Origin of the sequence: Bifidobacterium callimiconis (assembly GCF_003952005.1) — a bacterium.
Taxonomy (GTDB): Bacteria; Actinomycetota; Actinomycetes; order Actinomycetales; family Bifidobacteriaceae; genus Galliscardovia; species Galliscardovia callimiconis.
Genome location: NZ_QXGJ01000002.1, coordinates 18,199 through 33,557 on the forward strand (window position 1 = coordinate 18,199; position 15,359 = coordinate 33,557).

Consider the following 15,359-nt stretch of genomic DNA (forward strand, 5'->3'; position numbering starts at 1 on the left):
CATCATCCGGTCGCGGGGCCGACACGTTCACCAACAGTTCACCCGGCGTCCAGTTTGATACCGCTGCACCGATAGATTCCACGGCTATGCTTTCCGCAGATGGAACAGGGAAACAGAGTTCTGATAAGGGAGCGGAAGTGGGCGCTTTGATGGACGTAAGACAGCGGATCAGCAACATCTACACCACGTTGCGGCCCGCGGAGAAGTCCGTGGCGACGTTCATTCACGACCACTACGACGATGTGGGCGGTCTGACGGTGGCCCAACTCGCCGAGGCCGCCGAAGTGAGCCAGCCCACCGTGATCCGATTCGCCCGCAAGCTCGGGTTCAACGGCTACCGTGAGATGCGGTACGTGCTCAACCATCCAACGGAGGATCCTCAGGCATTCGAACCATTGGAAGGCTACGACCTGCACCCGTGGGACGACATCGACGACGTGCCGTCACGCGCCGTCTCCGGCGCCAAGGCCATGCTCGACGACATGCTGCGATCATTGTCCGTCAAGGAATTCCGCAAGGCGGTCGCCATACTCACACGCGCTCGCATCATCGACATCTATGGTGTGGAGGATTCCATCACACCGGCCGAGGACCTGCTTACCAAACTCACGTATCTCGGTCTGCAATGCCGGCTGCACACCGACACCTATCTGCAGCAGATCTCCGCCGGCCACCTCACCGACGCCGATGCGGCCGTGGCGTTCTCCTACTCCGGCAGTTCGGAGGACACGGTCAAGGCGCTCCGACTGGCACGCAATCAGGGGGCCGGCACGATCGCCGTGACGAATTCCACGGGCACACCGATCGTCAACTGGGCCGACATATGTCTGCACGCCGGTCATGGCGAGCGCACCATCTACGGCAACGCCATCTTCTCGCGCATCTCGCACACCGCCATCGTCGACATGCTCTACATGGGCGTGATCCTCAGCGACTACACCCGCTACTCGTCCGCACTGGACGATTCCGGACGCTATATCCGCGACAAGGTCTTCCGCGGCTAACGTATTTTTTCCTTCCCCTCGAGGGGAAGGTGTCCGGCAAAGCCGGACGGATGAAGTGCAACGCAACAAAAAACGATTTGGTAGTCCGAACGCAACATTGGATGACGCTGGTGAGCGATCACTGTCGCGTTCGGACTACCAAATCCTGCGATATCGACCGACGATCAGGCGATCTGATCGAGCAGCGTGGGCAGCTCGGCCATCGTGTTGATCACCGCGTCGGCGCCGGCGGCGACGAACGCCTCACGGGCCTTCGTACGGGCAGCGTCCTTATCGGACTCGGACAGCGCCTCGAACTCGGTCTGGCTCATGGCCAGCTGCGAGCTGCCCTCGACCACGCCGACCGTGAACACGCCGGCGTTCTTGCCCTCGCGGATGTCGGACAGCGTATCGCCCACCTTCGCGGCGGCATGCACGGAGGAGACACCCAGCTTCTCCAGATTGCGGAAGATCATGTACGGGTAGGGACGACCGAAACCGTTCGTGCCGTCCGGGCTGATCCAGAAGTCCGGATCATAGCCGTTCTCCTTGGCCTTCGGCACCACGATCTCCATCATCTTGTCCGTGTAGCCGGTGGTCGAACCGATCTTCAGACCACGCTCGCGCAGCGCGGCCACGGCATCCAGCACACCCGGCTTCGGATCGGCGTAGTTGTCCAGAATCGACAGCAGCTTCGGCTCGAAGTGCGCGTACACGTCATCCACGTCCTTGTCGGTCGGGGCGGCGCCGTGCTCGTCCTCCCACGCACGGGCGATGCGATCCATGTGCAGCATCGTGTCGATATGGTCGTGCTTGAGCATGCCCATCGGCTTGCGGGTCTCGTCCATCGTCGGATCGATGCCGAACTCGCGGAACGCCTCCTGGAAGGCGCGGACGGGGGCGAAGCAGCCGTAGTCCACGGTGGTGCCGGCCCAATCGAAGACGACGGCCTCAAAACGCTTGGTCATAGTTGGTTCCTTTGATTTGTTTGATGAATTTAGAGAGCACTCAGGCGGCGAGCTTGACACCCATGGGGGCGTTGGCCTTGATCGGCTCGCCGGCCTTGTCCATCGCGGCGATGGCGGCGGGGACGGAATCGGAGCCGGTGGCGGCCTCGAGCAGACCACGCTCCCCCATGTACAGGGCCAGCAGCTCAGTCACCTTCTCGATGTCGTCCGCGTAGATCTCGCCGATGTTGCCCAGGCGGAACGTCTCCTCATCGGTCAGCTTGCCCGGGTAGATCGCGTAGCCGCGCTCCTTGATGAACTCGTACATGTCGTGGAAGTCGAAGCTCGTGCCCTTCGGGTACAGGAACGTCGTGATGATCGGACCCTGATGGTCGGCGAGGAACGTGCTGAAGCCAAGCGCCTTCATGCGGGCGATCAGCAGATCGTTGTTCAGCTGGTAGCGGGCCGAACGCACCGGAATACCGCCCTCCTCGAACATCTCATCAAGCGCCTTGGAGAACGCGAGCACCACGTGGGTGGGCGAGGTGTAACGCCACTTGCCGTTCGCCTTCTCCAGCGTGTTCCACTGGTCCCACAGGTCCAGCGACAGGCTGCGGGCCTTGCCCTTCGACGCTTCCAGCTTCGCCTTGTTGCAGATGATGAAGCTGAAGCCGGGCACGCCCTGGATGCACTTGTTCGCGGAGGAGACCAGGAAGTCGATACCCCAGTCGGCCACCGGGATGTCCACGCCGCCGAAGGAGCTCATCGCATCCACCATGAACGTCTTGCCATGCTCCTTGGCCACCTTGGCCACGGCCTGGATGTCGTTGAGCAGACCGGACGTGGTCTCGGAGTGGATCATCGACACGTGCGTGATGGCCGGATCGGCGTCCAGGTACTCGGCCACCTTCGCGGCGTCCGGGATGTGGTTGTACGGCTCGGCATACTGGGTGTACGCGATGCCGGCGTGCTCGCAGATCTTCACCTGACGGTCGCCGTACGCGCCGTTCGTGCACAGCAGCACCTTCTCGTCCTTGCCGATCACCGAGGTGAGCACGCTCTCCACGCCGAACGTGCCGGAACCCTGCATGAGTACGGCCGTGTACTCCTCCGGGTCGCAGTGGGCGAGCGTCAGCAGCTGGCGGCGGATCTTCTGCGTGATCTTCTGGTAGTCCTCATCCCACGTGCAGTGATCGAAGAGCATCTCCTCCTTGACGGAGCGGGTCGTGGTCAGCGGTCCGGGGGTAAGCAGCTTGTATTCGTTCATGGTGATTGTCCTTCTCTTGGATTGGTTGGATTGTTGTTGACAGTTTGTTCCGTGACGAGCGGTGGCTGGCCGCTGCGAGACGATGCACGTTGCCCGATGCACTCAAGGCCGTTCGGCCTCGCTCCAGGATTTGCTCGCGGAGCGTAGCAAATCCCTTCGCTGCCTACGATCGGGCAACGTGCATCGTCTCTCCGCTCAGCGGTCAGTGGACATGAGCGTCACGGTTCGGTTTGCAGAGGGCGTAGGCGGTCAGCCTTCCTGGGCGGCGCGCTTGCAGGCTTCGGAGAAGTCCTGATGTTCCTGCAGCAGGTCCACGGTCAGCGGCTTGTCGAAGGTCTTGGGGTGCTTCGAACCGTTGGCCGGCGCCTTCTCGCCCTGGTAGAGCGGAGTCGGATAGGTCTTGAGCAGCTCGGCGCGTCCCTTGTCGATGATCACACCGGCCATCTGCTGGGCCATCGGGTTCGTCTTGTTGCCCTTGTCGATCACGGCCACCGACTCGGTCAGGGAGTAGTTGCCCTCCTCCGGGTCCACGTAGTCGATCGGCAGACCCTTGGCCTTGTCCGCGGCGGCCTGGTGACGCAGACCGAAGCCGACGGCCACCTCGCCCGAACGCACGGACTTGAGCGGGCCGGAACCGGACTGTTCCAGATGCGGGCCGGCGTTCTTGTAGATGTCGGTGAGGATCTGCCTGCCTTCATCGCCGGTGCCATAGGCTCCCACGATGGCCTGCACCATCAGCCAGCCCGTGGAGGAACCCTCCATGTCGGGCACGGAGATCAGACCCTTGTACTTCGGATCGGCAAGATCCTTGAAGCTCTGGGGAACCGGCACGCCGGCCTCCTTGATCGCCTCGGTGTTGTAGAAGATCGCGCCCTCCTGGGCGGTGGTGGGACTGCGGTAGTTCGGGGCCTTGGTGTTCTCCGAATCGCCGAGCAGCTTGGACTTGACGTCGGTGAGCGGCTGGAACATGTGGTTGCGTTCCTGCGCGGAATCCACGTAGTAGGAGCTCATGGTGATCATGTCGGCCTCAAGGCTCCTGCCCTCGGCCAGCATCTTGCCACCGAGTTCGGAGGTGCCGAAGCTCTGCATGATGTACTTGTCCTTGAACCCGTTGGCGTCGAGCGCGTGCTCGAACGCGGCCACGGCCTCGTCGTCGGCGTTCGTGTAGATCACCACCTGCTGGCTGGCCATGGCGGTGCCGGAGAACGCTCCGAATCCGAAGGCCACGAGGATCGCGGCCGCCACACCGGAGGCGATGCCGGTCACCACGTTGCGGTTGCGGGAGCGCGGGTTGATCGGCGGAAGCTGGAAGCTGCCGGCGGCCACCTGCTCGACGCTCTTGCGGGCGCCCTGGCGCACGGTAGCGGCGGCGGCCTCGGTGGCCTTGACCTTGATCGGCTTTTTGCGCGTGGCGAAGGCGATCAGTCCCTTGACCGCAAGGTTGGTCACCAGGATCAGCAGCGACAGCGCGAAGATGTCGTCGAACTTGGCGAGATGCTGCAGCGCGGAGATCTTGGTGGTAATCACCTGGGTCTTGGCGCCGGTAAGGAACACCACGGCGGAGATGGTGACCATCGCGTTGACGAAGTAGTAGCCGAACACCTGCAGCACGGTGGGCATCGCATTCGGCGTCACCACACGCACGATGGTCTTGAACCAGCTGTCGCCCATGAGCTTGGCCGTGGTCTCCCACGAGGCGTTCATCTTCGAGAGCGAATCCTTCATCATCTGGTACGGGGTGGCGAAGTAGTGCACCACGTTGGCCACGATCAGGATCCAGAACGTGTTCTGCATCGGCGTGCCGGAGAACGCGAACAGGAACGCGATACCGAGCACCATGCCAGGCACGGTGTTGATGATCGAGCTGATGGAGTCCACGAAGCGCTTGGCGGGTGCGGGCAGCTTGCTGCGGGAGGTGACCAGTCCGGCCGCGTAGGCGAACAGGCAGCCGATGATGGCGGTCATCACGGCCACGTACACCGAGTTGGTGAACACCTGCATGAGCTCACTGGTGGTGAACAGCGCGGCGATGTGGCTCATCGTGAAGTTGAGCTTGAACGGCCACATCTCCACGAACGGGATGAGCAGGATCACGGCGAACACGGACAGCACGCACACCAGGGCGATCACGGAGGCGATGGCGCAGAACGTGTCGCGCTTCCTGCCTTCGGGCAGATCGATCTGCGAGACCTTGGAGTAGCGGATCGAGAAACGCTCGAGCACGGCCATCAGGATGATCGAGATGATCGACGGGATGAGCATGAACACGGCGATCACGGCGCCACGGTTGAAGTTCGGGATGCTGCCGAGCATCTGATTGAACAGCGTCATGGCGAGCACGTCGTAGGTGCCGCCCACGGAGGTCGGAATACCGTAGTCGGTGAAGCTCAGGAAGAAGCTCTGGATGAACGCCACGCACATGGTGCCGATCAGCGGCCGAACCACGGTCATGAGGAACGTCTTGAACGGCTTGTCACCCATGATGTGCGAGACGATGATGAACTTCTTGTCCACGAACTGGAAGCTGTTGTTGATCAGCAGGAAGCAGGTGGGCATGGTGTAGATCACGTAGCCGATGAGCAGGCCGTTGAATCCGTAGATGTCGAACAGCTGGTGGCCGAACAGCTTGGTGATCAGGCCCTCCTTGCCGAAGGAGTAGATGATGGCGAAGCCGTACGTGATGGTCGGCAGCAGCATCGGCACCTGGGTGAGCAGGGCGAGCGCCTTCTTGAACTTCGGCGGCAGGTTGGTGCAGTTCACCGTGTAGGCCAGCAGGAAGGCGAGCAGCACGGCCACGAGCGCGGATGCGGACGCTACCTTGAGGCTGTTGAACACGGAGGTGAGGAATTCGGGGCGGGCCAGGATGGCGGAGTAGTTGGCCATGGTGGCCGCGCCGGAACCCGTCTGGAAGGACTTCATGATCACGAGGATCATGGGGATGATGAGGAAGCCGATGAAGGCCAGGGTGACCACGACGAGCAGCGCGGTGAGCTCCGGCTGGCGGTTGCGGCGGGCCAGCTGCTCGTGGTACGGCACGGGCTCGGGCAGGATGGTGTTCTTCTGCGCGCCCGCCTGAATGGATTCGACCGACATGTCAGGCCTCCCGACCGGCGCCGGCCAGCACGGACTGCGCGGCCGCGTCGCCTTCGGCGTCATCCTCGAACAGCGAGTAGATGTTGTTGCGCTTCACCTCGAGCTGGTGGAGGATGAACTTGCGCACGAACTCGCTTGCCGGGTGGTGGATGATGTCGTCGGGGGACGCGAACTGGGCGATTTTGCCCTGGTTGAGGATCAGCACCTTGTCGCTCATCGTGCACGCCTCCTCGGGGTCGTGCGTCACCATGATGGTGGTGAGGTTGTACTGTTCCACGATCTGCTTGATCTTCTGCTTGATCGACTCCTTGATCACGCCGTCGAGGGCGGAGAGCGGTTCGTCGAGCAGGAGCAGCTTCGGCTTCATCACGAGGGTGCGGGCGAGCGCCACGCGCTGCTTCTGACCACCGGACAGTTCGTCGATCTTCTTGTTGAGGTGCTCCTCGAGACCGAGCAGGCTGATCATCTCCTTGATCTCCTTCTCGGTGGAGATGCCGGGGTTGTTCTTCAGGCCGTAGGTGATGTTCTCGTAGGCGTTGAGGTTCGGGAAGAGCGCGTAGTCTTGGAACACGATGTTGAAGCCGCGCTTCTCCATCGGCACGTTCGTCAGGTCCTCGCCGTTGTAGAGGATCTGGCCGCTGGTGGGCTGGCTGATGCCGAGGATGATGTTGAGCAGCGTGGTCTTGCCACCGCCGGAAGGACCAAGAATCGACATGATCTGACCGTCCCCGATGGTCAGCGAAATGCCGTTGAGGACGTGGGTGTCCCCGAAGGACTTGGTGATGTCTTTCAGTTCCAACATGATGTTGTCGCCTTTCGCGTCGGAATGGCGGCCGACGCACCGTTGTGTGTTCTATGTCTTTACTGCTACTGCTTGTTCTTCTCTTGGGGGCGGGCCGGTCTTCCCGGCCACATCTACGATTCTTCCATCGGCGACGGCGACGACGGGGTTACAGCGCTGAAGCTTTGAGGAAACCAAAGTGAACAGCAATCGAACTTACATGCATTTGACGTAGTTTTTTGTGTTTTTCGATTCGCGAGGAATGTTCCGCACCGTTACGCGATGCTCACTCGCGGTAACGAGCGAACGGTGAAAGACATGAATGGACAATAAACGACAAAGGACTTCTCCGATCGTTCGTTCGACGATTGGAGAAGTCCTTTTGGTCTACGCCCTATCAGGCGGGGCGGCCGCACCACGGCACCACGGAGGCGACTGCCGATCAGGCCAGATCGTAGGCGTCTTCGAAGAAGCGGCGTTCGAGATGCACGATCCTGCGGAACACGTCGGCCTCGGAGCCGTCCATGCTCGCGTATTCGTTGACCAGTGCGATCAGACGGCCGGTCCATGCGCGGAACAGCTCACCCTCGTGCAGATCCACCCAGCCCTTGTGCGCGGGCACGTCCTGGACGATGCCGGCGTCGACCGTGCGCTTGGCCCACGCCAGGTACAGCCATTCCATGCAGCACAGCGCGGTGATGAGCTCCTCCCACGTGCCGTTGACGATCTTGGACAGGTAGTCGCAGTATTCCTTGTTGGCCGGGGTCTGCGGCGCGTTCTCGTACTGCTCGTCGGTCACGTGGTACACCTTGAGGAAGTTGGTGAAGTAGGGCGCTTCCTCGTCGGCGAAGAACTGCGACTGCTTGCGCAGCATCTCCTTGGTCTCCTCGCGCGGGGCGAGCGCGATGGCGTGCTCCATGATGCCCTGGTTGAAGAACTTGAAGTCCTGGATGAGATACGAGACGAGCACGTGGTCGGGCAGCGTGTCGTCGAGCAGTTCGTTGACGAAACGGGAGTTGATGGCCTTGTTCCAGTCGTCGGCGGCCGACATGTACAGCTGGTCGGCCACGCTTCCGGCTTCGGCGCCGAGGAACGCCCACTCGCCGCTGACGGAGGCGGCGGCTTCGGGCACGTGCTTGATGGATTCGCTCATGATGAACTCCTTAGTATTCAGTGTTCGGTGAATGCGATGTCGAACGGATTCTGGTTCAGTTGGAGGTAAGGGGCAGGTTCCAGTAGCCGGTGGCCACGGCCGTGCCCACGGCGATGGCGGGGACGATCAGCGCGATCACGTAGGAGACCCAGTCGATGGTGTGCAGTTTCGACACGCGTGCGATGGTTCGCGTATCGGATGCGCCGAACCCTCGCGCCTCCATGGCGGTGGCGAGCTTGGTGGCTCGGCGGATCGACAGCACCAGCAGCGCGAACGCCTGCGAGCAGACGCGACGGACCGGATTGCCGTCACCGAGTCCGCGGGATCGACGGGACAGGCCCAGTGCACGCCAATCCTCCTGCAGCAGTGTGAACATGCGGATGCCGGCGAGCGCGCCATACACGAACCGTGACGGCAGGTGCAGAATCTGCACGAGTCCGTCGGCCAGATCGGTGGGATCGAGCCCGAGCACGAAGATCACGCTGGGCACGGCGATCGCGGCCACACGCAGGAAGGTGGCCACGGCCAGATACAGCGACCCGTCGCTGATCACGATGGCCGCCCACGCGAAGTGCACGGTTCCGCTGGTTCGTCCGTACAGGGCGATGGTGACGAAGCTGCCGGCCGCGGCGATCCATACGGGCCAGGTGCGGCGCAGCACGACAAGCGGGTTGATGCCGCCGATCCACAGCAGGATCACGGATAGCACGAACTGGATGGACGCGGACACCACGTCGAGCGTGGTGAACAGCGGCAGGCTCATGATCAGCGGGCAGATGAAGCGGCTGACCGGGTTGAGTCGGGCGATGAACCACGACTGGGAGGCGGGCTTGACGCGCTCATGCCGCTGTTCGGGCGGTGTGACGGTGACGGTCATGGTCTGTGATTCGCTCATCGTGCATTCTCCTTGTCCGCATTGCCCGTGGCGGTCTTGGATACGCCGAAATGGATGGGCGTGGCGCCCAGCGACTGCACCAACGGTTCGTCGTGCGTGACCATGATCACCGTGCAGCCCTGATCGCGGATGCCGGCGATGAGTTCCACCATCTGGCTCCATGTACGGAAGTCCTGGCCGAAGGTGGGTTCGTCCATCACGAGCACGCGTGGCGCCGCGGCCAGCATGGATGCCACGGAGAGTCGACGCTTCTCACCGCCGGACAACGTGTACGGGTTGCCTGCGGCGAAGCGCGACAGGCGTAGACGTTCCAGCAGACGGTCGGCGATCGCATACGCCTCGTCCTCGCTCTTGCCCATGGACTTCGGGCCGATGGCCACCTCATCGCGCACGGTGTTGGCGGCGAACTGGTGTTCCGGCTCCTGGAAGACCATGCCGATGCGGCCGAGCAGTTCGCGGCTCTTCCAGTGGAACGGTTCGCGCGAGTTCGGCTTGGGGGCCAGTTCCGGAGCGATGAGCACCTGGCCGGCCACAGGCTCGAGCAGTCCGGCCAGCGTGAGCGCCAGCGTGGACTTGCCGGCGCCGTTGGGTCCCATCAGCGCATAGATGCGGCCACGCTTGAAGTCAAGGTTGACGTGTTCGCCGAGTGCCACGCCGTTGCGTCCGAACGCCAGGTCACGCGTGGACAGGACGATGTCGGAGGAATCGTCGGACGTGCGGGACGGCGTGCCGTCGGTATTGGCATTGTCGTCGGCGGCATCGTTCGGCAGAAAGCTCGGGATCCTACGTCCGGGAACCCATGATCCGCCTTCGGCGAGCACGTCGCCCATGGTGGAGAACACCTCGTCCGGTGTGCCGTCGGCGAGCACGCCGCCTTCATGACTGCCCTTGGCCGCGCCGAGCACGACCACACGATCCACCAGATCCAGCCAGACGTCAATATGATGCTCCACCACGACCATGGTCTGGCCGGTGGATTCGACCACATGCTTGACGGCGTCGTGCACCTCGCGCACGCCCGGGGGATCAAGATTGGCGGTCGGCTCGTCGAGCAGCAGCAGGCCCGGACGCATGGCCAGCACGCCGGCCAATGCCAGACGCTGGCGCTGTCCGCCGGACAGGTGACGCGTGGAATGGGTGAGCTCGAGCGATTCAAGGCCCACGATGTCGAGTGCCGCGCGCACACGCTGCCAGGTCTCGTCCTTGGGCACGCCAAGGTTCTCGCACGCGAAGGCCACATCGTCGCCGGCGCGCTCGAGGATGATCTGCGCATCCGGATCCTGCAGCACCAGGCCGGCCTTGCCACGCGCCTCGTTGGCGTCCACTCCCCCGATGGTCAGCGTGCCTTCGCGCACGCCCTCGTCGTCACTGCCGAGCACGCCGGCCATGGCGGCCATGAACGTGCTTTTGCCGGCGCCTGAAGCGCCAAGGAGCAGCACGCGCTCGCCGGGGCGGATCGTCAGATCCACGTGACGCAGCGCGAAGTCCTTGCGGGTGGAATGACGCCAGCCCCAGTCGCGCGCCTCAACGCCGACCGGGGCTGGCTTACGGAATTCAGCGGAATCGTTCACCGATCAGACCAGTGCCTTCGCCCTGCCGGACTCGAAACGATCAAGCACGCCGGTGGCGGCGATGGCACGCTGCACGAACCACATGAGCAGACCGGCGATCACGGCACCGGAGATCAGCGTGGTGACGAGGTAGCTCAGGCCGTAGGTGCTGAAGAAGCCGATGCCGACGCGGCTACCGAACGGGGAGAACTCGAACAGGTAGTTGCCGAAGCCGGACAGCAGACCGGACAGGGTGGCGGTGAGCACGTTCCACTTGCGGTAGCGCACGATGAAGAAGATGATCTCGGCGAACACGCCCTGCACCAGGCCGATGATGATCGAACCGCTGATGCCGAACACGCCGCCGGCGCCGATGATGTACTCGATGCAGGCCGCGATCAGCTCGGCGTAGATGGCCGCGCCGGGCTTGCGCACGATGATGGCCGCCAGCGGGCCGGCGAACAGCCAGAAGGCGCAGACCAGACCGTTGAAGCCGGGAAGAATGGCATCGAGGGCGGTGGTGGGGATCTTGTAGATCAGATCCCAGCCGGCGAAGATCACGCCGGACGCGACCGCGATGATGGATGCGACGACGATATCGACCACGCGCCAGCGCAGGTTCGCCTTGGAAATGGTTTCAGACATGTGATTGTGCCTTTCCTCTCTGTATGGGACGCTGGGTGCGCCCCGTTAAAAGGCACGGGAAAAGAGAGACATCCGTGCGCCGGCATTACCCGGTATACGTTCATACGGTCGAAGCGGTGCTTCCTCTCAGCCTTCGCCTCCTTGGGATATGCGAAAGCCCCCGTGTCCGAAGCCGATACTACACGGGGGCTTTCCCAAGCGCAATGGTCGATCCGGCCGAATCATGCGGATCCGGGACGATCGACTACATATTCCGCCTGTTTTCTACAGGGTTTTGCTACTTGGCGAGCTTGCTGAGAATCAGAGCCTCGGCAAGGATGTTCTTCTTCAGGCTCGGCAGGTCGATGGATTCGTTCGGGCTGTGGGCGTTGGCCTTCGGATCCTCGGGGCCGGTGACCAGCACCTGGGCGTCGGGGAAGATGCGCTGCAGCTCGGGGATGAACGGAATCGAACCGCCCTCGCCCTTGTTCGCCGGCGACACGCCAAACGCCTCGGCCAGGGCCTCCTCGGCATCCTTGACGGCCGCGCAGTCGGGATCCATGGCCCAGCCCTTGCCGTTTTCCAGCGGTTCGACGCTCACCTCGGCACCGAACGGCGCGTTCGCCTTGAGGAATTCGACGAGCGCCTGCTGCGCCTCCTCGGGCTTCTGGTTGGGCGAGATGCGCATGGACAGGCGGAAGCGCGCGGAATCGGCGATCACGTTGAACGATCCGTCCACGGGGTGGGCGTCGAATCCGATCACGGTCACACTGGGCTTGGTCCACAGACGGGACGCGAGCGAATCGGTGCCGGCGAGACGGTAGCCGGGCACCACGGCAGCGTCGGCACGCAGGGATTCCTCGTCAAGATCGCGCTGCAGACCGCCGATCGGCTCCTCGGCAAGCAGGCCGGGCACCACCAGGCTGCCGTCCTTGTCATACATGGAGGTGATGAGCATGGAGGCCAGCGTGTTCGCGTCGAGGATCGGGCCGCCGAACTGTCCGGAGTGCACGGGATGTCCGAGCACGCGCACGGTCACGTCGACGCAGGTGTTGCCGCGCAGCGAGGTGGTCAGACTGGGGATCTCGGCCGACCAATTGCCCGAATCAGCCACGATGATCACATCGGACTCGAATTCGGAGGCGTGCTCCTCGATGAACGGGATGAAGCTGGGCGAGCCCATCTCCTCCTCGCCTTCGATGAACACCTTCACGTTCACGCCCAGATCGTCGCCCAGGGCGTGCAGTGCGCCGGAGTGGATGGCGATGCCGCCGCCATCGTCCGCAGCGCCACGGCCGTAGAGTCGGCCATCGTCCTTGGCGGTGGCGACGAACGGATCAGTGTCCCATTCCTTGGGATCCGGAACCGGCTGCACGTCGTGATGCGCGTACAGCAGCACGGTGGGCGCCTGCGGGTCGACGATGCGCGAGCCGACGATCTCCCAGGCGCCGGGCGTGCCGTCGGGGTTGCGGGACTGGACCACGCGGGCGTCCACCCCCTCCTCGCGCAGTACCTCGGCCACGAATTCGGCGGAGCGCTTCATGTGATCGGCGGTGATGCCCAGCGCCGACACGGAGCCCAGCGCGATCTTCTTCGACAGCACGTCCACGACCCGCTGCCAGTCCTGCTCGACGCGGGAACGCAGTTCGTCGGAACCGACCTGTGCCATAATCATCCTCCTTGGCGATTGGTGTACTCGGTATATAAAGGAGTGTCGAGGCCTTCGCGAAAAGCCTCGGCACTCCGGCTAGCCCTGTGAGCCGGCAAACCCTATGAGTCTAGGCGTCACCGTAACCTGCTCGTATGACATGGAACCCCTTCAAACGCTCTGAAGATAAGGAAAAGACCGAGCAGGCGCCGGCGCAGCAGCCGGAGAACAACGGCAAGAAGAACCGTCCCACCCCGAAGATGAAGGACGCCCAGGCCGCCAAGATCCGTCCGCTGGTCCCCAAGGACCGCAAGGCGAGCAACAGGGCCGCACGCCAGAAGATGCGTGCGAAGCAGGACGCCGAATACGATGCCATGAAGACCGGCGATCTGAACCACATGCCCAAGTCGGAGCGCATCGACTACCGTATCTACATTCGCGACTACGTGGATGCCCGTTGGAATCTGGCCGAGTTCATGATGCCGTTCGTCATCATCATGCTGTTCGCCTCGATCTTCGTGACCTCCATGTACCCGCAGCTGACGCTGTGGCTGATGATCATCATGTATGCGTACTTCATCGTCGCGATCATCGACATCGCCGTCATGTGGCGTGGACTGAAGAAGAAGCTCATCGCCAAGTACGGTGAGAAGTCCGTGGCCAAGGGAACCCGTTCGGGCAGCTACGCATGGTCCCGCGCCATGCAGATGCGCCGCTGGCGTCTGCCCCGTCCGCGCACGCAGAAGCGCGGCCAGTGGCCGGAATGATCTGAACCAACGATCTAGCCACGAGCGAAACCCGCACGTCGCATACCCTCACGTCGGCCTCCGGATCCTATGCTGGAGGCCGACGTATTTTGTGTTTTGGCACTTACAGATCACTGATACAAAGGAGCTGACGTGACCGCAGCAACCGAATTCGATATCGTCGTCATCGGGGCCGGACCCGGCGGCTACTCCACCGCATTGCGCGCCGCCGAACTGGGACTGTCCGTGGCGCTGGTGGAGCGCGACGACCGTCCGGGCGGCACCTGCCTGAACCGCGGATGCATTCCCACCAAGGCGCTGATCACGGCGGCCCGCGCCGTGGATCAGGCGCGCGCCGCCGAACGGTACGGCGTCACCATGTCCGTGCAGAACGTGGACTTCGGCCGGCTCGCCGAGTATCGGGATCAGACCGTACGCACCATGACCGAAGGCCTCGCCGGACTGCTGCGCTTCCGCAAGGTCGTCACGATCCAGGGCACGGCGACGATCGAATCCGAGCAGACCGGCAACGACGTGCGCACCGTGTTCGTGACGCTGCCCGACGGCTCGATGCGCAGTATCACCGCCCGACACGTCGTGCTGGCCACCGGTTCGCGTCCGCGGCCGCTGCCGAACGTCCCGTTCTCACAGACCGTGCTGGACTCCGATGCAGCTCTTGCACGCAACGCGTTCCCCAGCTCGGCGATCATCATCGGTTCGGGCGCCATCGCCCTGGAATTCGCCAGCCTGTGGAACGCCGCCGGCACGCAGGTCACGCTGCTGGCACGCCGCGGCGGCGTACTGTCGCATTGGGATCGTCGTGTCAGCGCCACGCTGACCCGTGAACTCAAGCGTCACGGCGTCACTGTGGTCACCAACACCACCGTCGATTCGATCGAGACGGGCGTGAACTTGGGTGCGACCGTGCGCTACACCCGAACCGTCGCCGGCAAGGACCAGCACGACATAGCCGCGGCCGAGGTCGTACTCGCCGCCATCGGGCGCGATCCCAACACCGACGCCGACTGGTTCGCCAAGGCCGGCATCGCACTCGACGACTCCGGATTCGTCCGCACCGACGGACTTGGACGCACCTCGGCAAACGGCATCTGGGCCGTGGGCGACATCACCGCCGGGCATCAGCTCGCCCACCGGGCCTTCGAACAGGGCATCACCGTCGCCGAAGCCATCGCCGGACTCGATCCCACGCCCGTGGACGAGGCCACCGTACCGAGCATCGTCTTCTCCTCCCCCGAGGCGGCGGCCGTCGGTCTGACCAAGGCCGAGGCCCAGGCACGGGACGACTACTCCGAAGTGACGGAGACGATCTATCCGATGATGGGCAACGCCCGCACCATGATGATCGGCGAGAACGGTTCGATCACCGTGGTCAGCGCCGTCGATGCAACAAACGGCGAACGTGTGGTGGTCGGCATTCATATGGTCGGACCGGAGGTCTCGGAGATCGTGGCCGAGGCCGAGCAGATCGTCGGCGGCCATCTGCCCCTCAGCGCGGCGGCACGCCTGATCCACCCGCATCCCACGTTCTCCGAGGCGTTGGGAGAGGCGCTGCTCAAGGCCGACGGCAGACCGCTGCACATGCGGTAGGCGCGCGCCAGCCAGACGACACCGGCATGGAGCACCCCTCCGGAACACGGCGTTTCCCCCGACA

General features: G+C 63.3%; 12 protein-coding genes. 3 read left to right on the top strand and 9 right to left on the bottom strand.

Going from position 1 to position 15,359, the window contains the following annotated elements:
• The first annotated feature begins 137 nt into the window (after positions 1–137).
• Positions 138–1,004 (top strand): MurR/RpiR family transcriptional regulator, encoded by an 867-nt coding sequence (locus D2E23_RS02285; RefSeq protein WP_126029395.1) that lies wholly within the window; start codon positions 138–140, stop codon positions 1,002–1,004.
• 164 nt (positions 1,005–1,168) lie between these two features.
• Here the strand turns inward: D2E23_RS02285 and phnX are convergent, their stop codons facing one another.
• From phnX to D2E23_RS02330, 9 genes are all read right to left on the bottom strand, one after another.
• Complete coding sequence (gene phnX / locus D2E23_RS02290; protein ID WP_126029396.1) at positions 1,169–1,951, bottom strand: phosphonoacetaldehyde hydrolase; 783 nt, start codon at positions 1,949–1,951, stop codon at positions 1,169–1,171.
• Positions 1,952–1,991: 40 nt separating this feature from the next.
• Complete coding sequence (phnW, locus tag D2E23_RS02295) at positions 1,992–3,197, bottom strand: 2-aminoethylphosphonate--pyruvate transaminase (RefSeq protein WP_126029397.1); 1,206 nt, start codon at positions 3,195–3,197, stop codon at positions 1,992–1,994.
• Between the two features lie 249 nt (positions 3,198–3,446).
• Positions 3,447–6,290 (bottom strand): extracellular solute-binding protein, encoded by a 2,844-nt coding sequence (locus D2E23_RS02300; RefSeq protein ID WP_206431975.1) that lies wholly within the window; start codon positions 6,288–6,290, stop codon positions 3,447–3,449.
• A gap of 1 nt (position 6,291) precedes the next feature.
• Positions 6,292–7,092, bottom strand: coding sequence for an ABC transporter ATP-binding protein (locus tag D2E23_RS02305; protein ID WP_126029398.1), 801 nt, complete (start codon positions 7,090–7,092; stop codon positions 6,292–6,294).
• A 421-nt stretch (positions 7,093–7,513) separates the two neighbouring features.
• Entirely contained in the window at positions 7,514–8,224 is a 711-nt protein-coding gene (locus tag D2E23_RS02310; protein ID WP_126029399.1) for a TenA family protein, read from the bottom strand.
• Positions 8,225–8,279: 55 nt separating this feature from the next.
• Positions 8,280–9,119, bottom strand: a complete 840-nt coding sequence (locus D2E23_RS02315; protein WP_240541564.1) for an energy-coupling factor transporter transmembrane component T family protein — start codon at positions 9,117–9,119, stop codon at positions 8,280–8,282.
• Positions 9,116–10,690 (bottom strand): ABC transporter ATP-binding protein, encoded by a 1,575-nt coding sequence (locus D2E23_RS02320; RefSeq protein WP_241227181.1) that lies wholly within the window; start codon positions 10,688–10,690, stop codon positions 9,116–9,118. Before D2E23_RS02320 ends, D2E23_RS02315 begins: the two co-directional genes overlap by 4 nt.
• 3 nt (positions 10,691–10,693) lie before the next feature.
• Positions 10,694–11,314, bottom strand: coding sequence for an ECF transporter S component (locus tag D2E23_RS02325; protein WP_126029400.1), 621 nt, complete (start codon positions 11,312–11,314; stop codon positions 10,694–10,696).
• 277 nt (positions 11,315–11,591) lie between these two features.
• On the bottom strand, positions 11,592–12,962 hold the full coding sequence (locus tag D2E23_RS02330; protein ID WP_126029401.1) for a dipeptidase: 1,371 nt from the start codon (positions 12,960–12,962) through the stop codon (positions 11,592–11,594).
• A gap of 134 nt (positions 12,963–13,096) precedes the next feature.
• On the opposite strand from D2E23_RS02330, the gene D2E23_RS02335 reads away from it, so the two are divergent.
• On the top strand, positions 13,097–13,708 hold the full coding sequence (locus D2E23_RS02335) for a DUF3043 domain-containing protein (RefSeq protein WP_126029402.1): 612 nt from the start codon (positions 13,097–13,099) through the stop codon (positions 13,706–13,708).
• A 132-nt stretch (positions 13,709–13,840) separates the two neighbouring features.
• The gene (gene lpdA, locus D2E23_RS02340; RefSeq protein ID WP_126029403.1) at positions 13,841–15,295 is read left to right on the top strand and encodes a dihydrolipoyl dehydrogenase; all 1,455 of its coding nucleotides are present in this window, start codon (positions 13,841–13,843) and stop codon (positions 15,293–15,295) included.
• Positions 15,296–15,359: the final 64 nt, after the last annotated feature.